This window comes from Jeotgalicoccus saudimassiliensis (assembly GCF_000756715.1).
In the GTDB taxonomy this organism is placed as follows: Bacteria; Bacillota; Bacilli; order Staphylococcales; family Salinicoccaceae; genus Jeotgalicoccus; species Jeotgalicoccus saudimassiliensis.
Genome location: NZ_CCSE01000001.1, coordinates 375826 through 400320, shown reverse-complemented (window position 1 = coordinate 400320; position 24495 = coordinate 375826). Strand labels below are relative to the sequence as shown.

The window sequence follows — 24495 nt, the reverse complement described above, 5'->3', positions numbered from 1 at the left end:
TCAATTTATTATATGCGAGGACGCTGCAGTATGACAATCTTTTTTTAAGGCTTAATTATATCTGAAGGTGCTGCATCTTTCAGCTGTTTAATCAGCAGATACGGGACCATGCCACTGACTTTTTCATACTCTTTAAACAGTGTTTTTTCTTCTGATTTTGACGGGACGATTTCTTTAAAATCCCTGTATGCTTCCTCGAACTTTCCTGCAAGCACACCTTCCTCATAACCGATCTCAACAGCCTGATAAAACGACATTACATGCAGTATTTCCTCAGTACTCCAGTCATAATCGAGCGGATACGAATATTCATTATTCATTATAATTACCTCCAAATAAAATAAAGGCCAGAGTAATTAACCCTGACCTTTAAAATTTATAAAATTACATTGAGTGAATCGGACGTCCTAAAGCAACTTCAGCTGCTTCCATAGGAATTTCACCTAATGTAGGGTGCGCATGGATTGTTAGAGCGATATCCTCAAGTGTCATACCAGTTTCAACTGCAAGACCAAGTTCAGAAATAATATCCGAAGCTCCGTTACCTGCAACCTGAGCACCGATCACGAGACCGTCTTCTTTACGTGCGACAACTTTAACGAAACCGTCTGTTTTGTTAAGTCCAAGTGCACGGCCGTTAGCCTGGAACGGGAACTTGCCTGTAACAACTTCAAGACCTTTGTCTTTAGCCTGTTTTTCATTGTAACCCACTGTAGCCAGTTCCGGCTCAGTGAAACATACTGCTGGCATAGCGATGTAATCAACTTCTGATTTTTCGCCTGCGATTGCTTCAGCAGCAACTTTACCTTCGTAACTTGCTTTGTGGGCAAGTGGAAGTCCGTCAACGATATCACCGATAGCATAAATATTGGATACGCTTGAACGTGACTGTTTATCAACTTCGATTAAACCTCGGTCAGTCATTTTAATTCCTAACTCTTCAAGACCAAGTTCATCAGTGTTTGGTCTGCGGCCTACAGTAACAAGTACGTAGTCAGCTTCAACTTCATGAGTTTCATCTTTAGCTTCGTAAGTTACTTTAACTCCGTTGTCAGTTTCTTCAGCAGATTTAGCCATTGCTTTAGTTACAATCGTAGCATTTTTAGATTTAAGGTTTTTCTTAACAAGCTGAGTCATCTGTTTTTCGAAACCGCCTAAAATATCAGGTGTTCCTTCAAGAATTGTCACTTCAGTACCAAAGTTGGCATAAGCAGAACCAAGCTCAGTACCGATATATCCGCCGCCGATAACGATTAGTTTCTCAGGCGCTTCTTCAAGTGACAGTGCACCGGTAGAATCTAAAATACGGCCGCCGAATTTAAATCCTGGAATTTCAATCGGACGTGAACCAGTTGCGATAATTGCATTTTTAAACTCGTAAGTCTGTGACTGCTTGTCATCCATAACTTTTAGCTTGTTGCTGTCTACAAAGTAAGCTTCACCTTTAACAACGTTGACTTTGTTTCCTTTAAGGAGCATGTCAACACCGCCGACAAGTTTGTTTACTACGCTGTCTTTAAACTCCTGAACTTTAGAGAAGTCTAATTTAACGCCTTCAGTAATAACACCCATGTCTTCAGAGTTTTGAGCTTCCTGGTAACGGTGAGCTGATGAAATCATTGCTTTTGAAGGAATACATCCGACGTTTAAGCATACTCCGCCCACGTTGCCTTTCTCAACCAGTGTTACATTCTGGCCAAGCTGTGCAGCTCTGATCGCAGCGACATATCCGCCGGGACCTGCACCAATTACAATTGTATCTGTTTCAATAGGAAAATCTCCAACTACCATTTTACTACCCCTCCATTAATAATAAATCCGGATTATTAAGCAGACGCTTAATGTGATTTAAAGCATTTTGAGCTGTTGCGCCATCAATTTGTCTATGGTCGTAACTTAGTGATAGTGCGAGAACACGCGCTGCGACAATTTCTCCGTCTTTGACAACAGGCTGTTCTTCGATGCGTCCGATTCCTAAAATAGCAACTTCCGGCTGGTTGATAACAGGTGTGAACCATTTACCGCCTGCTGAACCAAGATTCGAAATCGTTACTGAACCGCCCTTCATCTCATCTGATGAAAGTTTGCCGTCACGTGCTTTTGTAGCCAGTTCGTTTATTTCATCAGAAATTTCGAACATTGAAAGTTTGTCAGCATCATTTACAACAGGTACTACTAAACCTTTTTCAGTATCTGCCGCAATACCTACATTATAGTAATGTTTCTGAATGACTTCAAATGTTTCATTATCAATTGAAGTGTTAAGTTCAGGATATTTCTTAAGTGCTGATACAAGTGCTTTAACAACATAAGGAAGGAATGTTAATTTAACACCCTGCTCCGCTGCAATTTCCTTGAACTTCTTACGGTGATCCCACAGTGCATCAACTTCCACTTCGTCGATGTGTGTAACGTGAGGAGATGTGTGTTTAGAATTAACCATTGCTTTCGCAATCGCTTTTCTCATACCGCTCATCTTCTCGCGTGTTTCAAGATCGCCCGTCGCCTGTTTGGCAGGTGCTTTCTTCTCAGCTGCTGGTTCAGCAGTTTCTTCTGAAGATTCAGTTTCAGCCTCTGCAGGTTTAACAGATTCTTTTCCGAAGTTCTCGATATCTTCTTTCAGGATTCGGCCGTTCTTACCAGTACCTGCAACCTCTTTAATATTTACACCGTTTTCACGTGCAAATTTACGTACAGAAGGCATTGCAATAACAATTTTATCGCTGTCTGCTGCATCAGTATCTGCTTTTTTGTCTTCTTTATTCGGAGTTTCTTCAGAAACCTTCTCTTCTTCAGCAGGTTTCGCTGCATCATCTGCAGGTTTTTCAGCTTTGTTTTCTGACTTTTCATCAGAACCTGAATCTTCGCTGCCGTCATCAATCGTTACAATTGTCGTCCCGACAGTAGTAACTTCGCCTTCTTCGACATGGATTTTAGAAATTGTCCCATCTACCGGAGATGGAATTTCTACGACTGCTTTATCATTTTGAATTTCTACCAATACATCATCTTCGTTAATTTTATCGCCTTCGGCTACTAACCATTTTGCGATTTCCCCTTCGTGAATTCCTTCACCGATGTCCGGGAGTTTAAATTCAAATGCCATAACTATTCCTCCTATTTATTAGACTTTAGAAATCCAGCACTTCTTTTGCACGTTCAATGATATCATCTTTGTTCGGCAGCCACACACTTTCAGCTGCAGTGAATGGATATACTGTGTCCGGTGCAGTAACGCGTTTAATCGGTGCTTCAAGGTGCAGAATTGCGCGCTCTGATAATTCAGATACGACGTTTGCTGCAACACCGGCCTGACGCTGTGCTTCCTGGATAACTACTGCTCTGTTTGTCTTTTTAACAGATTCGATTAACGTCTCGTAATCAACAGGTGAAACAGTACGAAGGTCGATAACTTCCGCACTCACGTCCTCTTCAGCAAGCGCTTCTGCAGCTTTCATTGCTTCCTGGACCATTGCACCGTAAGCGATCAGTGTAATGTCAGTACCTTCCTGTTTAACGCTTGCTTTACCGATTTCCACTTCGTAGTCCTCTTCAGGAACATCTTCACGGAATGAACGGTATAACTTCATATGCTCAAGGAAAATGACAGGATCATTTGAACGAATCGCTGAAATTAGCAGACCTTTTGCATCTACCGGGTTTGACGGGATAACAACACGTAAACCTGGAGTCTGGGCCATCAGACCTTCCAGTGAATCTGCGTGCAGTTCAGGCGTATTAACTCCGCCGCCGAATGGTGCACGGATAACGATTGGAGCAGACTTCGATGCACCTGAACGGATTCTGTGACGTGCAATCTGTCCTGCAATACCATCCATCGCTTCAAATAAGAAACCGAAGAACTGTATTTCAACTACCGGGCGGTAGTCTTCTAAAGTTAAGCCTAAACCTAATGACACCAGACCACTTTCTGCAAGTGGTGTATCGAATACGCGGTCAACACCGAATTCTTCCTGCAAACCTTCTGTTGCACGGAATACCCCGCCGTTAACACCAACGTCCTCACCAAAAACAAGAACGTTTTCATCATTTTTAAGTTCTGTTGCCATAGCATTAGTAATAGCTTGAATCATCGTCATTTGTGCCATAATTATTTAGACTCCTTTCCTTTATAGTACTCATACTGCTCTTTCAGGTTAGATGGTTTTACATCGTACATCAGATCCATCAGTCCTGTTACTGTTTGTTTTTCAGTTGCGTCGGCTTCTTTAAGTGCAGCTTTCACATCTGCTTTAGCCTGCTCAATCACTTCTTCTTCTTTTTCTTTAGACCATAGCTTCTTGCCTTCTAAATAAGTACGGAAACGTACGATCGGATCTTTTTTCTCCCAGTCTGAGTCTTCGTCGGAAGTTCTGTAACGAGTCGGATCGTCCCCGGCCATTGTGTGCGGTCCGTAACGGTAGCACATTGTTTCAATGAGTGTCGGGCCTTCTCCCGCAACTGCACGGTCACGTGCATCTTTTGTAACTTTGTAAACTGCAAGCGGGTCCATACCGTCTACGACAACGCCTGGAATACCTGCTGATACTGCTTTTTGCGCAAGAGTTGCAGCTTTACTCTGCAGCTCTCTCGGTGTAGAGATAGCGTAGTTATTATTTTGGATAACGAAGATTGCCGGTGCATTGTATGCTCCTGCAAAGTTAATTCCTTCATAGAAGTCACCCTGTGAAGTACCGCCGTCACCAGTGTACGTAATTGCTACGTTCTCTTTGCCGCGTTTTTTAATCCCAAGTGCCACACCAGCATTTTGTACGTACTGTGCTCCGATGATAATTTGCGGGCTCAGCGCGTTTACACCTTCAGGGAACTGGTTTCCTTTGTAATGTCCGCGGGAGAATAAGAATGCTTTTGTCAGCGGAAGACCGTGCCAGATAAGCTGTGGTACATCACGGTATCCCGGAAGTACGTAATCCCCTTCAGATAATGCATAGTGACTTGCGATCTGAGAAGCTTCCTGACCTGCTGTCGGAGCATAGAATCCAAGACGCCCCTGACGGTTAAGTGCCGTCGAACGTTCATCCAGTACTCTTGTCCAAACCATTCTCGTCATTAACTCAACGAGTTCCTCATCAGATAATTTTGGATCCATGTCTTTATTGACGATTTCGCCTTTTTCATTCAGAACCTGAAGCATTTCAAATTTCGCTTCGATTTCAGAAAGAACATCAACCGGATTCAATTTCTTGTTTGCTGCCATGTGTGTTCACAATCCCTTCTAATTTGTTTGTTATTACCTTCAGTTTATCACACTACTGTTCTAACAGTAAACCAAGCTAAGGTATAACAGTTTGGAACAGAGTTGATATGTCAGTATTTTCAGTAGTAGTACAGTTATAACTGTTATAGTAACACTTTTAAATTCTTAGTTGTTTTCAAGGATTTGTTCAATTTCACCTTTCAGCTGATTAATTTTTTCCGTTTCTGCCGAAAATGTTTCTGCCGCTTCGTTAATCGGTTCGCTGTACTCTGCAATTTTGTTTAAATGCTCGTCGACTGCATCCTGAGTAATCTCTTCTTCACCTAAATACTCGAAAAGTGCCTGTTCTGCTTCAAGTGCTTCTGTATATGTATCAGTCATCGTTTCATGCGCCTCAAAACGCGCATTCATCGCTGCGACTAAAGAGTCTGCTTCTTTTTTATACTCTTCATTGGAAATCTCTTCCGCTTTTTCATGTGCTTTTTCAAAAGCTTCTTTTGAATCTGCAATCAGACCGCGTTCTTCTTCGAGCAGGTCAAGGCGTTCCGACGTGTTACTCTGAAGCTCACCGCTGATATTATTAATTGCTTCAATGTCAGCATTGTTCAGATCTTCCTGAAGTGATGCTTTCTTACCTTCAAGTTCATTATATTGGTCATTCAGTTCACCAAGTCCCTGTTCTTCACTCAGGCTCCCCGTGAATGCATCATAAAATTCGTTCAGTTCCGCCTCAGCGCTGCTGCACGCAGATAAAAACAGTGCCGCTCCGCCCAGCATTAAAATAAGTTTCTTCACCTAAAATGTACCCCCATGTTAATTTAATTGTTTAACAGTATTTCCAATACCATTTTAACGCAAATATATTGTATAATAAACCGAGTGTTTGAAACGGAGGAGGTTTTATCGTGCTGACTATGGAAAATATTGTACGCGACGGTCATCCGATACTGCGTAAAAAAGTAAGAGAAGTGGCTGAAATTGACCCACAGACTATATCAGAATTGAAAAGTATGAGGGAATACCTTATCAATTCACAGGATCCGGAGTTGAGTGAAAAATACGGACTGAGAGCCGGTGTCGGACTTGCCGCGCCGCAGATTGGTCTCGACAAGCGTATGCTTGCTGTCTACGTGACAGATGAGAACGGAGATCCGGAATATGATTATATGCTGATCAATCCGAAAGTAATCAGTCATTCTGTTAATGAAACTTATTTACCGGGCGGCGAAGGCTGTCTGAGTGTGGATAAGGAAATTGAAGGCATCGTACAGCGTAAGAAGCGCATCCGCGTCAGCGGGCTGTCGATTGACGGTGAAAAAGTCGAAATTAAAGCCAAAGGCTTTTTGGCTGTCGTACTGCAGCATGAACTCGATCACCTTGACGGGGTTATGTTCTACGATCACATTAATAAAGAAGCACCATTCGATCCGACCGGCGACGCACAGCCGCTCGAGTAAAATGACAGTATAAAAGACGGCACCTTTACCGGGTGCCGTCTTTTGCTCTGTTAAATAAAATCGTCTTTTCTGATATTATATCCAATATTTTTATCGCGCAGTTTCTCAATGAGCATATTCATTTCTTCCTCACTGATAAATTCCGGGTCCCCACCGTGCGGCATGTACATCTCGGTATTCGTACCCTCACCGCTTCCGTAGTCCGCATAAACATAGTTCATGACCACCTGTTCATCCCGCACATTGAACTCTATACCCGTGAACATTTTATCGCTTCGCATCTTCTCATTTTTAACCTTTGTCATTATCTGTTCTATCTTCACAGTTTCCCCTCCCCTCTTCCTATTATAAAGTCTTTGCAAGTACAGAGTCTATATTGTAAAATGATAGTAAGTATATAAGGGTGTGATAGTATGCTGAAAAGGTTACGAGAGAAACTGATGAAAAAGTTGAAAAGCATCCTGGGCAGAAAAGGTTTATTGCGCAATGAATATATGAAGGGTAAATAAGTTCCCTAAATAATGTGCTTAAATATTTAGGCACATATTTTTATTTTTTACGTTTAATTTAATAATGATAATAACTAATAAAGGAGTCATAAATTATGGCAGTATTTAAAGTATTTTTCCAAACAGACATGGACACGCGTATCATTAGAGAAGACACGCAGATCCGCTATGTCGAAGCAGAAACAGAAGAAGAAGTTCGTAAATATTTAAAAGCGAACAATAACAACATCGAGTTTATCCAGGCACTTAGTCCCGCGCATCTGGAATACGAACAGAACAACAACGACGATTTCAAAGTCGAGACTATCGCGTAATGACACTTGAATCAAATGAAGTAGGTGTATTCGCTCTTGGGGGACTGGGAGAAATCGGGAAAAACACATATTGTGTCGAATACAAAGATGAAATCATTATTATCGATGCGGGGGTCAAGTTCCCGACAGATGATGAACTTGGCGTCGATTACGTAATTCCTGATTACACTTACTTAAAAGAAAACGAAGATAAAATCAGCGCACTTATCGTGACACACGGTCATGAAGACCACATCGGCGGTATTCCATTCCTGCTGAGACAAATTTCAGTGCCTATCTATTCGGGACCGCTTGCGTTAGGATTAATCCGCAACAAGCTTGAGGAACATCACCTCCTTAATCAGACTGAGTTAATTCCAATCGAGGAAGAGACAGTTCTGAAATTTAAGCACATGGATATTGAGTTCTACTTAACAACTCACTCTATCCCTGAAGCCTACGGTGTTATTGTCCGTACTCCGGAAGGCAACATCGTTCACACAGGAGACTTCAAATTCGACTTCACTCCGGTCGGCGAACCCGCAAATCTTGCAAAAATGGCTAAACTTGGTGAAGAAGGCGTGCTCGCACTTCTTTCCGACTCGACTAATGCCACTGTTCCTAATTTCACAATCAGTGAAAAAGAAGTCGGTCAGAACGTTGAGGATATCTTCCGTAAATGTACCGGCCGTATTATCTTTGCAACATTCGCATCGAACATTTACCGTGTTCAGCAGGCCATTGAAGCAGCGGTGAAATTTGACCGTAAAATTTGTATTTTCGGACGAAGCATGGAAAATAACATTAAGATTGGTCAGGAACTCGGCTATATCACTGCTCCGCCGGAGACGTTTATCGAACCCAAGATGATTAACAAGATTGAAAAGCATAAAGTTATGATTCTTTGTACCGGTTCTCAGGGTGAGCCGATGGCTGCCCTGTCCCGTATTGCAAACGGTACACACAGACAGATCAGCATCATTCCGGATGACACTGTAGTCTTCAGTTCATCTCCGATTCCGGGCAACACTTTAAGTGTCAACAAAACGATCAACGCTTTATACAAAGCAGGCGCAGATGTTATTCATGGCAAACTTTCAAACATCCACACATCAGGACACGGTTCACAGGAAGAGCAGAAATTAATGCTCCGCCTGATTCAGCCGAAGTACTTTATGCCGATTCACGGTGAATACCGTATGCTCGATCTGCATAAGAAACTCGCAGTATCTACTGGTGTCAAAGAAGAAAATGTTTTCGTCTTTGAAATCGGTGATGTCCTTGCTCTGACAAAAGACAGTGCAAGATTCTCACACCGCGTTCCTGCAGGTACGGTATTCGTCGACGGTAACGGCATCGGGGATATTGGTAACATCGTTCTCCGCGACCGTAAATCGTTGTCTGAAGAAGGTCTTGCAATCGTAGTCCTGACAATCGATTTTGAAACCGGCGAACTGTTAAGCGGACCGGATATTATCTCCCGCGGTTTTGTCTATATGAGAGAATCGTACGGACTGATCCGCAGCGCAGAGAAAAAAATCCGTGACGAAGTCAGAACTCTGCTCGATTCGAAAGAAAATGTTGAGTGGTACAACGTCAAACAGCTGATTATTGAAGAACTAAGCGGCTTCCTTTACAACAAAACGAAACGCCGTCCGATGATTCTTCCAATTATTATGAGAGTTAACGACGATAAATAATATATTCAGAGCACCGGTCCTCCGGTGCTTTTTTTGTCTTTAATTTTGTTTACTCTATAATGAAAGATGAATACATATTATGGAGGAGGAACTTCAATGTCACATCACAAGCTTTCAAAAGATAATCTTTTCTATGCAATGAGCAAAGATAATGAACCAGCATTAAAAGTCAGCCTCGGGGATACTGTCGATATTGAAACACACGACTGCTTTACAGGCCAAATTACAGACGAGGAAAGTTCGTTCGGCGGACTCGACTGGGAAAGAATTAATCCCGCATCAGGTCCTATTTACATAGATGGTATTTATGCCGGAGATGTTTTAAAAGTAACAATTAACAAAATCGACATATCAGACACCGGCGTGATGGTTACCGGTCCCGGTATGGGCGTTATGGGTGATATACTGGAAAATTCACTCGTGCGTATTTACGATGTCGATACGACTAATAATAGAGTCGACTTTAACGGCCTTTCAATTCCTGTAAACAAAATGATTGGTGTCATTGGAGTTGCACCGCCGGATACTCCGGTAAATAACGGTACACCGGATACTCACGGCGGAAATCTGGATTCACTTAAAATGGCAGAGGGTATTACATTGTACCTGCCTGTGTATCATGACGGTGCTCTGTTCGGACTCGGTGACGTTCACGCTGCAATGGCAGACGGTGAAGTCAGTGTTTCCGGTCTTGAGGTCACTGCCAATGTCAATGTTACATTTGAGAAAGCCGAAATCCTCAAAACAGAACACCCGGTCATCATTAACAGAGACGGTATCTACCTCAATGTTTCCGATGAAAGTCTCGATACAGCTGTCGATACTTCTGTTCGTAAAATGGCAGAACTCCTCCAGCCGAAAACTGATTTAAGTATGGAAGAATTTACTATGCTGATGAGTCTTGCCGGACAGGCGGAAATCAATCAGGTGGTCGACCCGAAAAAAACTGCACGCTACTTTGTTCCGAATTATATTCTCGATCATTACGGTATTCATTTTAAATAACACAAAAGCAGCATCTGTCCGTCTCGGACAGATGCTGCTTTTATATAACTGCTTATTTAAGACGTTCCATTGTATTCTCAAAGTTGTTCAGCTGTGCATCGCTGCCTATAAGAATCAGTATATCCCCTGTCAGTATTGTAATCTGTCCGTCGGGGCTGACGATAATATCGTTATCCCTGTTAATGGCAATAATACTGATACCGAACTTGTCTTTAAGGTTCAGATCGTTAATTCTCTTATTCTCAAGTTTTAGATTGGCACTATATTCAATAATTGAATGACTGCTCGATACTTCCAAATATTCAACTACTGCTGAAGACACCAGTCTGTGTGCAATTCTGCGTCCCATATCACGTTCCGGATGCACGACGATATCTGCGCCGATTTTCTCAAGCACTCTGCCGTGATATGCGTTCTGTGCTTTTGCGGTTACCTTTTCTACACCGAGATCTTTTAGTATCAGCGTCGTCAGAATACTTGCCTGAATATTATCGCCGATTGCAACTATGACATTGTCATAATTATGAATCCCGATGCTTTTCAGCATGGCTTCGTCTGTCGAATCTCCGATAATACCTTCGGAATAATACTCCTGATATTCATTAACTCTCGCTTCATCTGTATCGATGACCAGCACTTCGGCATCCATTTCGCTTAACTCCATGACAATACTGCCGCCAAATCTGCCAAGTCCGATTACTGCTATTTCTTTTTTCATAGTATCAACCTATTCTTTTAAGTAACTAATATTTTTTCTTCCCTTTTACATAATCCTTATCGAACAAGAACAGTCTTGCAAGGAGGAATAATGATGGAATTAATAATAGTAAACCTAACACGAACACAACTGTCAATGCAAATGCCATATTTTCATTCACAACAGCATCATTAATATTTACATACGGATAAAGAATATATGGCAACTTGCTTATTCCATAGCCGTAAAATGCAAAACCGTACTGCAGCATAATCATAATAAATGCGGTACCGTAATTGCGGCGTTTCCAGACCAGGAAAACGGCAGTCATCATTGCCAAAAGGCTCAGTCCGAATAAATACCAGTAATCCTGCGCCCGCACGAAGTGCTCGTAGTTATGCTGTCTGAGACCGAGGAATGTAAACTGTGTAATAACCAGTGTCGGAATTGTCCAAATGAGAAACCATGTTCTCGTTAAATTACTCGCTTTTTTATCCTCTGCTTTTGCTGCATAAAATGTCAGAAAACCACTGGAAATATACAGAACCGAAATAATTGCAAGAAACACGACCGACCATCCGTACGGGCTGAAAATCAATTCTTCAACATTCAAATCAATACCTGCTGCAGTTTCGTTAATATAACCGCCTTCTGAAATAACAAGCGCGACAGACAGTGACGCAGGAATCAGCAGACCTGTTATACCATACAGCGCCGACCACGACAATTTGCTTTCGGTATTATACGAGTTAAACGCATAGTACGAACCGCGAATCGACAGCAGTATTAATGCCACAGAACCCGGGATTAACAGCGTTGTGCCTAAATAATACGCTGTGTCCGGATAAAATCCGACGATGCCGACGAAGAAGAACACAAAGAATACGTTGGTCGTCTCCCATACCGGACTTAAATACCGTGCGATAATCGGGCTGATAATATTGTCGTCACCCGTCAGTTTTGAATAAAAGTTAAAGAATCCTGCACCGAAATCAATTGATGCGATAATGACGTACAGATACAGGAACGTCCACAGAACCGTGACACCGATAATTTCATAATCCAGGATCATGGCAGCCGACCTCCTTCACCTTTCGATACAATACCGGACTCACCGTACCAGTTCAGCTTATCTTCCTCCGCTGACCGGCCTTTAAACATTCTTAAAAGTACATAAACACAAGTAACACCGAGTACCATATACAAGAGCGCAAATGCAATCAGTGTAATACCGAGACCGCTCGCCTCTGTCACTGCTTCAGATACTCTCATATAACCTCGTACAATCCACGGCTGACGTCCCATCTCTGCCAGGAACCAGCCCGCTTCTATTGCAAGGAATGACAATGGACCCGCCAGCGCATACATATATAAGAGTCCCGGATGATACTCATGTATTTTCGTCCATCGTTTCGTAAGCTTAACGATAAAGTACACCGCTGCAATACCGAAACCGTACATACCGAAAAACACCATAAGATCAAAGAAGTAATGAATGATGAGCGGCGGGTGTTCATCTTCCGGGATATCATTTAATCCTGTAACTTCAGTGTCAAAAGAGTTGCCGGCTAAAAAGCTCAGCGCCCATGGAATACGCAGCTCATATTTAATTTCCTGTGTTTCTTCATCCAATATACCGAAGAGCACGAGATCCGCACGTTCTTCTGTTTCAAAATGCCATTCAAAAGCGGCAAGTTTTTCCGGCTGATGCTCATGCAGGAACTTAGCAGACAGGTCACCTGCCAGAATCGTCAGACCGGCCATAATGATACCGATTGACATCATCACTTTTAAGCCTTTTTTGTGATATGTCTTATCCTCTTTATGCGATGCACGCAGCAGTTTAACTGCACTGACTGTCGCCATTAGGAATGCAATTGTCATATACGCCGTAACGACAACGTGAAATACTCTGACCCATGTGGAAGGGTTGAACATCGCGGCAATCGGATCGATATTTAAAAACTCTCCGCCTTCAAAATCAAATCCGGCCGGTGTATTCATAAATGAGTTCACAGTTGTAATAAACACTGCTGATAAAGTAGAACCGAGAACAATTGGTATGTTTAAAAGCCAGTGATACCAAGGGTTTTTAAAACGATCCCACGTATATAAAAATATTCCGAGGAAAATAGCCTCAAAGAAAAACGCAAATGTTTCCATAAACAAAGGCAGCGCTATAATCTGACCGCCGAGCCTCATAAAGTCAGGCCATATTAACGACAGCTGCAGACCGATAATCGTACCGGTCACAACACCGACAGCGACTGTTACCGTATAACCTTTCGCAATACGGCGTGCCATTGTTAAGTACTGCGCATCTTTGTTTCTTAATCCTAAAAATTCAAGAACCATAAATACGATTGGAACACCGACCCCGATAGTTGCAAAAATAATATGAAAACCTAATGTCATGCCGGTCAGGACCCGTCCAATTAATACCTCATCCATTTATATTCACCCCATATTCATACCTATTATTATAACTGTTTTACCATCATCTATTAAATGGTTAGGTCTATAATTTAGTGACATATTTGTGAATAAATTAACATACTTTTATTTCTAACTATTAAACTGTCCCATCGTGAGGTATTTTCACTTTGCTGTGGAAATATAATCCGATAATGACCATAATAAGCAGACTCGTTATTGCAATACGGGATGCGAGTGTACCGAAATCGCTCAGCAATAATGTAATTGTGCCGTATATAAATGGTCCGACGATTGCACTCATTTTTGCACTGAAGGCGAATAAACCAAAAAACTGGCCTTCCCTGCCTTCAGGTGACAGTTCGATAATAATCGTCCGCGACACTACCCAGACCGATCCCATCGCAATACCGAATAAACTCGCCGCAATCCAGAATGTCCACATCGGGAGCGGCAATGCCGCGATTGTAATCGCGAATGCGAGCAGCAGACCGATTATGCTGAAAGTAGGTTTTGAACCGTACTTCTGATTTACGAAACCAAATACGAGTGCACCGATAATACTGAACAGCGTTGCCACCATAAAGACGATGAGGAATGCCCCCGCCTCAAAGCCGACGACTGTTGTTGCATACGGCTGCATCATCGCAATTGCTGTTGCGAGCGCATCGTTAATAAAGAAATAGGCAATCATAAAAAAGAATATTGAGGGATAGTCCCTCGCTTCCCTGAACGTTCTGTATATATCTTTATAGCCTTTAAGAAACTGTTGTTTCGGTTTTGGTTTCTGAACAGGATCTCTGTTGATAAAAAACAATGGCAGCGCAAAGAGCAGAAATAGAATACCGCTCAGCCAGAATGCGTTATGAATACTGTGGTCTCCAATAATTATCAGCACTGAGAATATACCAAACAGTGTGCCCAGATAACCCAGCGCTACACCGAACCCTGATATAAGAGGCACCTCTTTTTTATTCCCGAGAGAGGACAGCATGCCGTCGTAAAAAACATTGCCGGAACTGTATGCAAATTTAGCAAAGACAAAAAGAATAATCGTCAGGAACAGTCCGTTCGGAATACCGAATATCGTTCCTGTATTCACACCGCCAAATATCCCCATCAGAATTGATGACCCTACTGTCAAAAGCGTAAAAATGATAATGTATTTTTTACGTTTCCCTGTTCTGTCCATCAATACTCCGAATAACGGTGAAAATAAAATAAGCAGTAACGCACTGGCGGCGTTGGCGTATGCAATAACCGTCGAAGATATCTGTTCCAGACGCGCATCCGTACCAATAATTTCAGTTATGTATTGCGGGAAAAATAATGTCACAATATTAGCCGAAAATATCGTGTTGGCAAAATCAAATAAGGCCCAGGCTAGAACAGGCAGTGATAAAAACAAAACGGCCGGTTTACGGCTTTGTCGCTGCATATATTAAACTTCCCTTCATTTTTTGTAAAAAAAGACATGCAGAAAAACTTCTACATGCCCAGTGTACTATACAATATTTAAGATTAAGTTAAGTTTAAGTGTTCCTCGATTAAATACAAAACATCTTCCGCACTGTCACATGTCAGCACCTGTTCGCTCAGCTGCTCCATATCGGTCTTTTTGATGTTTGAAATATATTCACGGATGCCGAGAATATTTCCAGGTGACACTGACAGTTCGTCGATTCCGAAACCTGTAAGCAGTGCAATCGATTTATGATCACATGCCATTTCTCCGCAGATTCCAACCCACTTGTCATTATTTCGGCCGCTGTCAATCACTTTTTTAATCAGGCCGAGCACGCTCGGATGATAAGGCTGATATAAGTCACTTACCTGTTCATTCAGCCGGTCTGCAGCCATCGTATATTGAATTAAATCGTTGGATCCGATACTGAAAAAGTCTACGTGTTTTGCCAGCTGATCACTGATCATCGCAGCAGAAGGTGTTTCCACCATAATTCCCGCGGCGATATCATTTAATGTTTTGCTGTTTTCCGTTTCGTAGCGTTCTTTTTCTTCCACAAGCAGTGCTTTTGCCCGGTTAAACTCATCGATTGTCGTAACCATCGGGAACATTACTTTTAAATTCCCGTGTTCACTTGCTCTGACCAGTGCACGCAGCTGCGTTTTAAAAATTTCTTCATTCTTTAACAGGAAACGTATGGAGCGCTCTCCGAGAAACGGATTGCTCTCTTTCGGAAGATTTAAATATGACAGTTCCTTATCACCGCCAATATCAAGCGTGCGGATAATAACCGGTTTATCGCCCTGAGAAGACAGGACTGCCTTATACGCTTTATACTGCTCTTCTTCCGACGGCAGGTTCATTCTGTTCATATACAGGAATTCCGTGCGGTAAAGTCCAATGCCCTCAGCATCGTTGTCAGATACATCTTTAACATCTTCCGGCCCCTTAATATTCGCATACAGGCTAATATTAATGCCATCGAGCGTCTTCGTTTCTTTACCGATGTAATCCTTCAGCTTTTCTTCCCGTTGTTCCTGCGCTTTTTTCTTTTCGCTGTATGCCGCCATTTCAATTTCTGTCGGCGCGAGTACGATATCTCCCGTAAAGCCGTCGAGAATAATATCATCGCCGTGATTCACTTTCGACAATATATCCCCGGCTCCGGAAACAGCAGGTATGTTCAGGCTGCGGGCAATAATAGCAGAATGGCTGGTGATGCCCCCTTTTACAGTAATAATACCTCTTACATATTTACTGTCCAATTGTGCTGAAGCGGATGGAGTCAGTTCCTCCGCCACAACTACTACAGGTTCGTCCACGCGCGATAAATCAGTCAGCTGCACACCTTGTACATTCGCTATTAAACGCATACAGATATCTTTAACATCCAGTGCACGTGCTTTCATATATTCCGAATCCAATGATTCGAATTTAGTAATGTACACCTCTCCGGCAAGCTGAATTGCTTGCTCTGCGTTGTTAAGATTGTTGATATGATTAATAATATGCTCATTAAAGCCTGGATCATCCAGCATCATAATATGCGCATCAAAAATTGCGGCGCTGTCCTCATCGAGGTGTTCACCTACATTTTCTCTCAGTTTGCGCAGCTGGATATGAGCTTGTTGAATACTGTCTTTGTACGACGATATTTCCGCATCAATTTCAGCAGCTTCGATTTCCCTTTCCGAGATTTCGATATCTGCTTCCGTTGAAATAAAAATACTTCCAAAGCCGATTCCTTCACTCAATTTTAAACCTGTAATAATTTCCGGCATTATTCAGTCAGTCCTTCGCTAGATAAAGTTTCAGAAATTGCTTCAATCGCTTCTGCTTCGTCTTTGCCGTCCGCATGAATCGTTACTTCTGCTCCTTTTCCTACTCCAAGTGACATTACACCCATAATTGATTTAAGATTCACTTTTTTGCTGTTATGTTCCAACTCGATATCCGATTCGAATTTCGTTGCTGTCTGCACTAATATTGTCGCCGGGCGTGCGTGGATACCCGTTTCATCTATAATTAGAAATGACTTTGCTTCCATTATGTTTTCTCCTTTAAGTGTGAATTTCACAGTGATTACACCTATTTTACACCACTTTTAAGAATCTTGCACAGAACCGTCTAAATTTTTAGACTCTAAATACTCCACGCATTTATCAATGTGGTTATGCCCGAGTTTTTTCATCAGAAAATAGCTGATTAATGCTGTTGATCCCTGGGTAACGAGCGGTATCATTCCAAAGCGACCGCTTTCTTTACGGTTTTTCCTGCTGATTTTATTTACTGCATAGCCAATCGTTTTACGGGCAATAATTTCACCGCCCATACTTGAAATCATTACTGCAGCTCTCGTCTTCATATCATCGGTATATTTCGATATTTCATCGTGTGTAACACCAAATATCTCTTCAATCTCTCCGGTAATTTCATTCAGCAGTTTCATATCTGTCCCGATATCAAGCAGCGGTATCGGTAATGCAGCTGCCAATGCTGATGTACCGGCTTTTGATTTTACAAGCGCACGTGCTTCTTTCGTACGTTCTTCTATTTGTGCGTGTGTTAATGGTCCGGCCATAGTCAATACTCCTTTGTCTGTAAAGTGATATTATATGCTATACCCGTTTTTTTATTTTTCGAACTTAATATGACTGCCTGACGGTTAAAAATTTATAAAGAATGCTTGCTGCCATCGCACTTGTCCGGTCATTCTCGTCAAGCGGCGGTGAAACTTCCGAAATATCGAAGCTTTTCAGATTCGGGAGGGCGGCAAATCTCTTTATAAGATTGTGAATTTCAGCTGCCGTGTAACCGTTCGGGCTCGGTGCACTGACCCCCGGAGCAATCGACTGCTGGAGTGAATCCATACACAGTGTCATGACGACTGCATCGTATCCTTTCAGTGCTTCCAATATTTCTTCCGCTGCGTCGGTTTCACGAATCTCATCAATTGAATAGTACTTAACACCAAATTCATCAGCAGTGTCGTAAAGTGTTTTCGTATTGCCCTGCGGCTGCAGCCCAAGACAATAATAATCTGCTTTTTTATCCTGAGATAAAATCTGATAAAACATCGTGCCGGATGACGGTCTCTCATTGCGCAGATCAAAATGCGCATCGAAATTGACTATCGCTATTTTCCCTGAGAACACCTGTCTCGCTCCGAGATAGTGGCCGTAAAAGGTCTCGTGTCCTCCGCCGATAATAAGCGGGAAACTGCCGTTGTTATAAATTTCAGCCAGCACATTTCCAAGATTCTGCTGGGAACCTTCGAGATCCTCAGTGCCGATTACTGTACCTGCATCGTACAGCTCACCGGTAAATGCATAAGAGCCCATCTTTTCACGTACTTTAAACGGACCTTCTGCTGCCCCCTGCGTTCCCTTGTTCCGCCTGACGCCTTCATCGGAACTGAATCCTGTAATTACATGTACACCCTGTTCTCCGCCGTATTCCTTAATAATCTGATGCACTCTCTCATGCACTGACGCATCATCCGTACGGCCCGAGTAGTTAAATTTTTCTGTCCGGTTCATTTTTATCTTCCCCTTTAAATTCCTTAAATATGCTGATCAGTAAAAGCGGTGTCAGCAGTAATACCAGAAACACGTTAAACGGTAAAATAAACAGAGATAACTCCACATCCTTAAACAGAGTTATATACAGACTTACCGTTACATTCAGCCAGAGAACGAAAATAACGATCATCTGGCGGTGATAGTATTTATTTTTCACGAGATTCATTATCGTAAACACTAAATACAGCACGGCAAGCACGAGTGTAATAAACAGATTTACCCACTCGTATATCGTCTGCATCTGGTTCAATCGGAAATAACCTTCGACAAAGACGCCGTTGCGGTTATTAAATTCCAAAAAGACGAATATCAATACGATAATGCCGAAAAGTACTTCGAGGTAATTGACTTTAAACCATGACGGCAAATCTGTTTCAAAGAACCGCTTCAGCTTATCGAGAATCGTATTGCGGAAATCGTATAACTTTCCGGAGAATCCCAGATATTTATCCGGGGTAAAATTCATCTTTTTATTTTTCTTATTTAATCTCGATAATTTTTCCGGTTCTGCAGCTGCCGGTTTTTTCAGGAGGTTGTTCGCCTTAAGCATGAACACTCCAACCCAGAGTGCCATAAATGATGATACCCAGACGAGTGCAAAGAATAAATTAATCGACAGTACATCCGTCGGTGTAATTGTCGATTCTATATTTGAATACACCGCATTCTGCGTAAAGAAATATGCAATACCGTAAAACAGCAGTATTATCATGTAATGTTCTTTACGGTGTTCAGGATTTAAATACTCATTAAAAATACTGAACAGTAAGTGTATAATAAATGCTGCAAGGAATAAGAGTGCCCATAATCCGTATGCCTGTGTCATTAATACCGTTGTGACGATAAACAGCACCAGTGACAGCCCGATAAAGAAAAATGTCAGGGGCACATCGTATTTGGTCGTCGTATTAATCCACGACCCCACTTTAAACATAAACAGCCCGAACAGAATAATCAGGATTCCTGCCAGAATAGGAAATCCGCCAATCATTACCGACAGCATATTTGATACTTCAACGAAAAATGCATTGATTAAATCAAATATGGTTTCAATCTTATCTTCTTCCACAGGTTCTTCTTCGTTTCTGATCTGACCGGTGTTAAATAAAATAAAAAGACCTAATACAATAAAAAATACACCGAGTACAAAACTTATAATCACTTCACTGCGATTTCTTAATTTACTTATCATCGTGTCACCTCAATCTTCTCCATTATATAAAATTCACATATAAAAATCATTCTTCCGCATATTTATGTTTACTATTCTGAAATCCGGATATATATTAACCAACAGATAATAATATAATTAATGATATCAGCCGACAATTAACGACTAATATACTTAAGATTTCAACATGAATGATAAGGAGTAATTATATCATTTAATTGTTCTTTACTCATGCAAAAGAGGTTAGCATTCCGCTAACCTCTTTTAATTTTTTACAGTGCACGGTGTGCAATGTCAGTTCTGTAAAACACTTCATTTTTATTAAATTCAATTCGCTCAACACCGCTGTATGCGGAGCTGAGCGCTTCTTCGATTGTGCCGCCTGTGCCTGTTACGAGCATAATCCGGCCGCCTGATGAGATATAATCCCCGTTTTCCGTCTGTGCCAGTCCGCTTATAAAACTCCGGTCCATAATTTCATCGGTAAACGCAATACCAATGCCCCGCTTATACTCGTACGGATAGCCTTCGGTTGCGAGCATAATACCAACTGTATAACCGGCTTTCCAGTTAATTTTAACGGGTTCTTTCCGCTGCACATGTTCAAGAATACATGCAAAATCACTGTCTATCATTGACAGTAGCACCTGGGCTTCCGGATCTCCGAAGCGCGCATTATATTCAAGAACTTTGACACCGTCATCTGTCAGCATTGCACCGAGGTAAAGTATACCAAAATAACTCATACCTTCTTTTACCATCGCAGCTGCTGTCGGTTCGATAATATTTTTAACAGCTTCCTGCCTGACTGCTTCACTGATATGTGTCACCGGTGCATAGGCACCCATACCGCCTGTATTTGGCCCTTTTTCCTTGCCGAATGCACTCTTATGATCCTGTGCGATTACTTCGAAGGCATGCGTGTACTCCTCGTTCACCATAACCATTAGCGAGAACTCTTCGCCCTCTAAATATTCTTCAAAAATGAGAGGCTCCATTTCACCTTCGTCAGAAAACTCAGCAAGGTCTTTCAGAGCTTTTAAGCCTTCCTCGCTCTCTTTTACAATCACAACACCTTTGCCTTCTGTCAGACCGTCTTTTTTAATGACATACGGCGGTACTGCCGTTTCAATATATTGTTCAGCTTTTTCATAACTGTTAAACACTTTAAAGTCTGCTGTAGGAATATTATATTTCTTCAGCAGATTTTTTGTGAAAGACTTGCTCGTTTCCATGCGCGCTTCATGTTTACGCGGTCCGAAAACAGTCAGGCCGTACTCATCAATCAGAAAATCTGCCAGGCCCAGTGACAATGGTCCGGCATCCCCAATGACGACCCAGTCCACCTGCTTTTCTATACATATTCCTGCAATGGCATCGAAGTCATCTTCATTGACTCGATACATTACTTCGCATATTTCACGCATGCCCGCGTTCCCCGGTATTGCATAAATATTATTAACACTTTTAGAATTTGCCAACATCTTGACAATGGCATGTTCCCTGCCGCCCTTGCCAATTACTGCAACGTTCATAATTATTCCCCTTTCATACTGTCACAATTATGTAATATGAACTTAATATCAGTATAACTTAAATAGATAAACTCTACTAATTTCCTGATGCACATATTAAATGATATCTATAGCTTTTTCTTATGTTTTTCGAGATAATGAAATAGACAAACTTTTAGGGAGGATTTTTTTTATGACTGCAGAATTATTAAACGGCCGTGAGATCGCCAAGGATTACCGTGCCGGATTACAAAGTGAAGTTGAAAAATTAAAATCACAGGGAATCGTACCAAACCTTACAGTAGTAATCGTTGGAAACGACGGTGCTTCATTAAGCTACGTCCGTTCTAAAAACAAAGCAGCTGAAAAAATCGGGATGGAGTCTTCTATCGTACATCTTGATGAGGATACTTCGGAAGAAGAAGTTCTTGCAACAGTTGAAAAACTTAACAATGATGATAAAGTAAATGGAATTCTTGTTCAGGTTCCACTGCCTGATCAGGTAGATGAGAATAAAGTGCTTGAAGCAATCGCTCCGCATAAAGATGTTGACGGCTTCAGCCCGATTAATATCGGACGTCTGTATACAGGCCAGCGTACGTTTGTGCCTTGTACACCGCTCGGTGTTATGGAACTGCTAAAACATACTGGTTCACTTGAAGGTAAAACTGTCGCAGTTGTCGGGCGCTCTCACATCGTCGGTCAGCCGGTTGCCAAATTACTGACTGATCAGAACGCAACAGTAACACTGATGCACTCACGTACTCAGAACATGGTTGAACAGCTTAAAAACTTCGACGTTGTCGTAAGTGCTGTTGGTAAGCCTGGACTGATTACAGGAGCTGACTTAAAAGAAGGCGCAATCGTAATCGACGTGGGCAACACAGTCGTTGACGAAAAATTAGTCGGAGACGTTGACTTTGAAAGCGCGAAAGAAGTTGCAAGCTACATTACACCGGTTCCGGGCGGAGTTGGTCCGTTAACTATTACTATGGTATTAAACAACACGCTTCTTGCTGCCAAGTGGCACAACGAAGATAAATAAGCATTAAGCAAAGCTCCCTGCATGTGCAGGGAGCTTTTTATTTGTATATACAAGAGAATTTATCCCCTTATAATTATATATATAAAATAAACCGCATATAATACAACCAGCAATATGCCGCCACTTCGTGACAGTTTATTTTTCCACAGTGCAATTATAAGCAGCACCAGTGATACTGCGATCAGTACCCAGGCGTCTGTGAAGAGTGAATCACTGACACTCAGCGGGCTGATTACAGCTGAGATACCAAGTACAAATAATATGTTGAATATATTACTCCCGATCAGATTGCCAAAAGCCATTTCCGCTTCACCTTTTCTGGCAGCAGATATCGAAGTTGTTAACTCAGGCAGCGATGTTCCAATGGCAACAATCGTCAGACCGACAAGCGCCTGGCTCATTCCAAGCGACAGAGCGATGGCTGAAGCACTGTCTACAACCATATCACCCCCGAATATAATACCGGAGAGACCGATTACAAACAATACAATATTTTTAAACCAGCCCGAATCATTCCCTGATTTTCTCGCTTCATTATCAAATGTTGCTGCTCTCGATCTCCGTGCTTTAACAAAAATATAGTACAGAAATAATACAATACCGGTCAAGAGAATTATCCCGTCAATCCGCCCTATAATACTTGTATTTGCAGACAGCAGAAACCGATCGGACATCAGCAGTAATAATAATACCGCAGCTGCAAGTGCAAATGGAATTTCCCTCGTACGTGTTTCCCGTTCAACCAGTATCGGTGATATTAATATAGTTACACCGAGCATCAGGGAAATATTTATAATGTTGCTCCCGACGACATTTCCTATTACCATATCACCGTTATTTTCCAGTGCGGCAATAATACTGACGACTGCTTCCGGAGCACTCGTGCCAAGCGAAACGATGGTCAATCCGACAATCAGCGGTGAAACATGCAGCTTCCCCGCTATTGCCGATGCCCCGTCGACAAAATAGTCCGCTCCTTTTATCAGCAGGACAAAGCCGAAAATTAATAATATATAAGTCAATATTCTTCTCTCCCTGCTCCCTACTATTCTTGGTCACCCGGTAAATAGTATGATAAAATAAAAAAAAGTATTGTGAACCCAGAGGTGTAATTAAATGAAAGCAAATACGCTCATAAAATTTATGATTGGCGCCCTGCCCGTTGCTCCGATAGTCGGTGATTTTGTCAATACAGACATCGAACCTGTGTCAGACGGACCGGATGAGGCTTATGAAAATTACAGCGGCCCGACTATGAAACAGGAAGTCGAAAGTCACAGCGGCAACATTCCTGCTATTAAAGGGGTCAGCAATATCAATGTTAAAACCGGAAGTGATTTTAATCCTCTGGCCGGTGTTTATGCGCTGGATAACCAGGATGGAAATATAACCGATAATATAGAAGTAACCAGCAACAGTGTGAATACGGACAGACCCGGAACTTACAGTATCACTTACCGTGTTGAAAATAACCGCGGTGGGTATTATGAACACGTTCGCCAGGTTACTGTCTCGGACAGAGACAGTGATCCGGTACCGCTTATTCCTCCTACTGCCGCACAGCTCGGCGAGAGTGGCTCAGACCAGGATACACCATCAGCTGAAGAATCGAATAACTCTGTCGTCTTTAGCGGCACCGGAGACTTAACAATTACAACAGGCGAATCGTTTGATCCTAAAGACGGCGTCCGCGTACTCGATATTGACGGTACCGATATAAGCAACCTGCTTTATATTTCCGGTGAAGTTGATACCGAGACTCCCGGTGAATACACGATTGCCTATGCTGTATTTGACAGCTTTGGTGATCCGGCTGCAGATGCCAGAACGGTAACTGTACAGTAAAATGTAAATGAACAGGCTGCAGCGAATTCCGCTGCAGCCTTTTTTATTTAACCTAACTGTCTTTTAATTTCAGCATTAAACTGATCTAAATCGGCAGGTGTACGGCTCGTTGCGAGATTACTGCAAACTGCCAGCGCGCTGTCTTCCCATTTCGCTCCCGCATTGATTAAATCATTCTTAACATTTTTTACACTCGTAATTTTTCTGTCTTTTAACAGCCCTGTGTCTACAAGAAGCTGAGGACCGTGACAAATTGCAAATACCGGCTTGTCTTCTTCGAGGAAGTGTTTCGCAAAGTTACCGAAACGGTCTTCTTTATCACCGCGTAAAATGTCCGGTGAAAATCCTCCGGGAATTAATAAAGCATCGTAGTCGGCAGGTGTAACGTCTCCGATAGCTTTTTCCGCTTCGAATTTACCGCCCTTTTTACCTTCAACTGCAGATCCGTCCGGTGAAATGAGCACCGTTTCATGACCTGCTTCTTCGATTGCTTCTTTCGGGCTTGTGTACTCTATATCTTCTGCCAAGTCCGTCATAATAACAGCTACTTTTTTTGCCATAA

General features: G+C 42.1%; 25 protein-coding genes. 6 read left to right on the top strand and 19 right to left on the bottom strand.

Annotated elements, in window-relative coordinates:
- Positions 1-44 precede the first annotated feature (44 nt).
- The 6 genes from RZ44_RS01960 to RZ44_RS01935 all read right to left on the bottom strand — a co-directional run bounded on the left by RZ44_RS01960 (position 45) and on the right by RZ44_RS01935 (position 6013).
- Positions 45-320 (bottom strand): UPF0223 family protein, encoded by a 276-nt coding sequence (locus RZ44_RS01960; RefSeq protein ID WP_035807897.1) that lies wholly within the window; start codon positions 318-320, stop codon positions 45-47.
- A gap of 64 nt (positions 321-384) precedes the next feature.
- Positions 385-1791 (bottom strand): dihydrolipoyl dehydrogenase, encoded by a 1407-nt coding sequence (lpdA, locus tag RZ44_RS01955; RefSeq protein ID WP_035807895.1) that lies wholly within the window; start codon positions 1789-1791, stop codon positions 385-387.
- A 4-nt stretch (positions 1792-1795) separates the two neighbouring features.
- The gene (locus RZ44_RS01950; RefSeq protein ID WP_035807892.1) at positions 1796-3106 is read right to left on the bottom strand and encodes a dihydrolipoamide acetyltransferase family protein; all 1311 of its coding nucleotides are present in this window, start codon (positions 3104-3106) and stop codon (positions 1796-1798) included.
- Between the two features lie 25 nt (positions 3107-3131).
- Entirely contained in the window at positions 3132-4109 is a 978-nt protein-coding gene (locus RZ44_RS01945; protein ID WP_035807890.1) for an alpha-ketoacid dehydrogenase subunit beta, read from the bottom strand.
- Between the two features lie 2 nt (positions 4110-4111).
- Positions 4112-5218: a pyruvate dehydrogenase (acetyl-transferring) E1 component subunit alpha gene (gene pdhA / locus RZ44_RS01940; RefSeq protein ID WP_035807888.1), complete on the bottom strand. Its 1107-nt coding sequence runs from the start codon at positions 5216-5218 to the stop codon at positions 4112-4114.
- 165 nt (positions 5219-5383) lie between these two features.
- Positions 5384-6013, bottom strand: coding sequence for a YkyA family protein (locus tag RZ44_RS01935; RefSeq protein WP_035807886.1), 630 nt, complete (start codon positions 6011-6013; stop codon positions 5384-5386).
- Between the two features lie 110 nt (positions 6014-6123).
- Between RZ44_RS01935 and def the strand changes: the two genes are divergently transcribed.
- Positions 6124-6675 carry a peptide deformylase gene (gene def / locus RZ44_RS01930; RefSeq protein ID WP_035807883.1) on the top strand — a complete coding sequence of 184 codons (552 nt, stop codon included), beginning with the start codon at positions 6124-6126 and terminating at the stop codon, positions 6673-6675.
- Positions 6676-6725: 50 nt separating this feature from the next.
- On the opposite strand, the gene RZ44_RS01925 is transcribed toward def, so the two are convergent.
- Positions 6726-6998 carry a hypothetical protein gene (locus RZ44_RS01925; protein ID WP_052108732.1) on the bottom strand — a complete coding sequence of 91 codons (273 nt, stop codon included), beginning with the start codon at positions 6996-6998 and terminating at the stop codon, positions 6726-6728.
- A gap of 281 nt (positions 6999-7279) precedes the next feature.
- Between RZ44_RS01925 and RZ44_RS01920 the strand changes: the two genes are divergently transcribed.
- The 3 genes from RZ44_RS01920 to RZ44_RS01910 all read left to right on the top strand — a co-directional run bounded on the left by RZ44_RS01920 (position 7280) and on the right by RZ44_RS01910 (position 10182).
- Complete coding sequence (locus tag RZ44_RS01920) at positions 7280-7498, top strand: DNA-dependent RNA polymerase subunit epsilon (protein ID WP_035807880.1); 219 nt, start codon at positions 7280-7282, stop codon at positions 7496-7498.
- Positions 7498-9177 carry a ribonuclease J1 gene (gene rnjA / locus RZ44_RS01915; protein ID WP_035807878.1) on the top strand — a complete coding sequence of 560 codons (1680 nt, stop codon included), beginning with the start codon at positions 7498-7500 and terminating at the stop codon, positions 9175-9177. Before RZ44_RS01920 ends, rnjA begins: the two co-directional genes overlap by 1 nt.
- 96 nt (positions 9178-9273) lie before the next feature.
- The gene (locus tag RZ44_RS01910; RefSeq protein WP_035807876.1) at positions 9274-10182 is read left to right on the top strand and encodes an acetamidase/formamidase family protein; all 909 of its coding nucleotides are present in this window, start codon (positions 9274-9276) and stop codon (positions 10180-10182) included.
- 52 nt (positions 10183-10234) lie between these two features.
- Here RZ44_RS01910 and RZ44_RS01905 read toward each other — a convergent pair whose 3' ends face one another.
- The 10 genes from RZ44_RS01905 to purD form a co-directional block, all read right to left on the bottom strand.
- Positions 10235-10900, bottom strand: a complete 666-nt coding sequence (locus RZ44_RS01905) for a potassium channel family protein (RefSeq protein ID WP_035807873.1) — start codon at positions 10898-10900, stop codon at positions 10235-10237.
- 25 nt (positions 10901-10925) lie between these two features.
- Positions 10926-11945, bottom strand: coding sequence for a cytochrome d ubiquinol oxidase subunit II (locus RZ44_RS01900; protein ID WP_407927286.1), 1020 nt, complete (start codon positions 11943-11945; stop codon positions 10926-10928).
- Between the two features lie 2 nt (positions 11946-11947).
- On the bottom strand, positions 11948-13330 hold the full coding sequence (locus RZ44_RS01895; RefSeq protein ID WP_035807868.1) for a cytochrome ubiquinol oxidase subunit I: 1383 nt from the start codon (positions 13328-13330) through the stop codon (positions 11948-11950).
- Positions 13331-13451: 121 nt separating this feature from the next.
- Positions 13452-14750: an MFS transporter gene (locus tag RZ44_RS01890; protein ID WP_035807866.1), complete on the bottom strand. Its 1299-nt coding sequence runs from the start codon at positions 14748-14750 to the stop codon at positions 13452-13454.
- 83 nt (positions 14751-14833) lie between these two features.
- Positions 14834-16558, bottom strand: coding sequence for a phosphoenolpyruvate--protein phosphotransferase (gene ptsP, locus RZ44_RS01885; protein WP_035807863.1), 1725 nt, complete (start codon positions 16556-16558; stop codon positions 14834-14836).
- Positions 16558-16824 carry a phosphocarrier protein HPr gene (locus RZ44_RS01880; protein ID WP_035807861.1) on the bottom strand — a complete coding sequence of 89 codons (267 nt, stop codon included), beginning with the start codon at positions 16822-16824 and terminating at the stop codon, positions 16558-16560. Before RZ44_RS01880 ends, ptsP begins: the two co-directional genes overlap by 1 nt.
- A gap of 57 nt (positions 16825-16881) precedes the next feature.
- Positions 16882-17358: a hypothetical protein gene (locus tag RZ44_RS01875; protein ID WP_035807859.1), complete on the bottom strand. Its 477-nt coding sequence runs from the start codon at positions 17356-17358 to the stop codon at positions 16882-16884.
- A gap of 64 nt (positions 17359-17422) precedes the next feature.
- A complete protein-coding gene (locus tag RZ44_RS01870) occupies positions 17423-18316 on the bottom strand; it encodes a formimidoylglutamase (protein WP_035807856.1) in 894 nt (297 codons plus the stop codon).
- On the bottom strand, positions 18294-19550 hold the full coding sequence (gene auxA / locus RZ44_RS01865) for a lipoteichoic acid stability factor AuxA (RefSeq protein ID WP_231856240.1): 1257 nt from the start codon (positions 19548-19550) through the stop codon (positions 18294-18296). Before auxA ends, RZ44_RS01870 begins: the two co-directional genes overlap by 23 nt.
- A gap of 251 nt (positions 19551-19801) precedes the next feature.
- Positions 19802-21064 (bottom strand): phosphoribosylamine--glycine ligase, encoded by a 1263-nt coding sequence (purD, locus tag RZ44_RS01860; RefSeq protein WP_035807853.1) that lies wholly within the window; start codon positions 21062-21064, stop codon positions 19802-19804.
- A gap of 172 nt (positions 21065-21236) precedes the next feature.
- Between purD and RZ44_RS01855 the strand changes: the two genes are divergently transcribed.
- Positions 21237-22088: a bifunctional 5,10-methylenetetrahydrofolate dehydrogenase/5,10-methenyltetrahydrofolate cyclohydrolase gene (locus RZ44_RS01855; RefSeq protein ID WP_035807850.1), complete on the top strand. Its 852-nt coding sequence runs from the start codon at positions 21237-21239 to the stop codon at positions 22086-22088.
- 59 nt (positions 22089-22147) lie between these two features.
- Here the strand turns inward: RZ44_RS01855 and RZ44_RS01850 are convergent, their stop codons facing one another.
- Positions 22148-23110: a calcium/sodium antiporter gene (locus RZ44_RS01850; RefSeq protein WP_035807848.1), complete on the bottom strand. Its 963-nt coding sequence runs from the start codon at positions 23108-23110 to the stop codon at positions 22148-22150.
- Between the two features lie 94 nt (positions 23111-23204).
- On the opposite strand from RZ44_RS01850, the gene RZ44_RS01845 reads away from it, so the two are divergent.
- Complete coding sequence (locus RZ44_RS01845; RefSeq protein ID WP_035807845.1) at positions 23205-23933, top strand: immunoglobulin-like domain-containing protein; 729 nt, start codon at positions 23205-23207, stop codon at positions 23931-23933.
- Positions 23934-23980: 47 nt separating this feature from the next.
- Here RZ44_RS01845 and RZ44_RS01840 read toward each other — a convergent pair whose 3' ends face one another.
- The gene (locus tag RZ44_RS01840; protein ID WP_035807843.1) at positions 23981-24493 is read right to left on the bottom strand and encodes a type 1 glutamine amidotransferase domain-containing protein; all 513 of its coding nucleotides are present in this window, start codon (positions 24491-24493) and stop codon (positions 23981-23983) included.
- Positions 24494-24495 lie beyond the last annotated feature (2 nt).

Bases quoted from the DNA above. Each gene is read 5' to 3' on its own strand.
- RZ44_RS01960 (WP_035807897.1), bottom strand. From the start codon at position 320: ATGAATAATGAATATTCGTATCCGCTCGATTATGACTGGAGTACTGAG.
- lpdA (WP_035807895.1), bottom strand. From the start codon at position 1,791: ATGGTAGTTGGAGATTTTCCTATTGAAACAGATACAATTGTAATTGGT.
- RZ44_RS01950 (WP_035807892.1), bottom strand. From the start codon at position 3,106: ATGGCATTTGAATTTAAACTCCCGGACATCGGTGAAGGAATTCACGAA.
- RZ44_RS01945 (WP_035807890.1), bottom strand. From the start codon at position 4,109: ATGGCACAAATGACGATGATTCAAGCTATTACTAATGCTATGGCAACA.
- pdhA (WP_035807888.1), bottom strand. From the start codon at position 5,218: ATGGCAGCAAACAAGAAATTGAATCCGGTTGATGTTCTTTCTGAAATC.
- RZ44_RS01920 (WP_035807880.1), top strand. From the start codon at position 7,280: ATGGCAGTATTTAAAGTATTTTTCCAAACAGACATGGACACGCGTATC.
- rnjA (WP_035807878.1), top strand. From the start codon at position 7,498: ATGACACTTGAATCAAATGAAGTAGGTGTATTCGCTCTTGGGGGACTG.
- RZ44_RS01910 (WP_035807876.1), top strand. From the start codon at position 9,274: ATGTCACATCACAAGCTTTCAAAAGATAATCTTTTCTATGCAATGAGC.
- RZ44_RS01905 (WP_035807873.1), bottom strand. From the start codon at position 10,900: ATGAAAAAAGAAATAGCAGTAATCGGACTTGGCAGATTTGGCGGCAGT.
- RZ44_RS01895 (WP_035807868.1), bottom strand. From the start codon at position 13,330: ATGGATGAGGTATTAATTGGACGGGTCCTGACCGGCATGACATTAGGT.
- RZ44_RS01890 (WP_035807866.1), bottom strand. From the start codon at position 14,750: ATGCAGCGACAAAGCCGTAAACCGGCCGTTTTGTTTTTATCACTGCCT.
- ptsP (WP_035807863.1), bottom strand. From the start codon at position 16,558: ATGCCGGAAATTATTACAGGTTTAAAATTGAGTGAAGGAATCGGCTTT.
- RZ44_RS01880 (WP_035807861.1), bottom strand. From the start codon at position 16,824: ATGGAAGCAAAGTCATTTCTAATTATAGATGAAACGGGTATCCACGCA.
- RZ44_RS01875 (WP_035807859.1), bottom strand. From the start codon at position 17,358: ATGGCCGGACCATTAACACACGCACAAATAGAAGAACGTACGAAAGAA.
- RZ44_RS01870 (WP_035807856.1), bottom strand. From the start codon at position 18,316: ATGAACCGGACAGAAAAATTTAACTACTCGGGCCGTACGGATGATGCG.
- auxA (WP_231856240.1), bottom strand. From the start codon at position 19,550: ATGATAAGTAAATTAAGAAATCGCAGTGAAGTGATTATAAGTTTTGTA.
- purD (WP_035807853.1), bottom strand. From the start codon at position 21,064: ATGAACGTTGCAGTAATTGGCAAGGGCGGCAGGGAACATGCCATTGTC.
- RZ44_RS01855 (WP_035807850.1), top strand. From the start codon at position 21,237: ATGACTGCAGAATTATTAAACGGCCGTGAGATCGCCAAGGATTACCGT.
- RZ44_RS01845 (WP_035807845.1), top strand. From the start codon at position 23,205: ATGAAAGCAAATACGCTCATAAAATTTATGATTGGCGCCCTGCCCGTT.
- RZ44_RS01840 (WP_035807843.1), bottom strand. From the start codon at position 24,493: ATGGCAAAAAAAGTAGCTGTTATTATGACGGACTTGGCAGAAGATATA.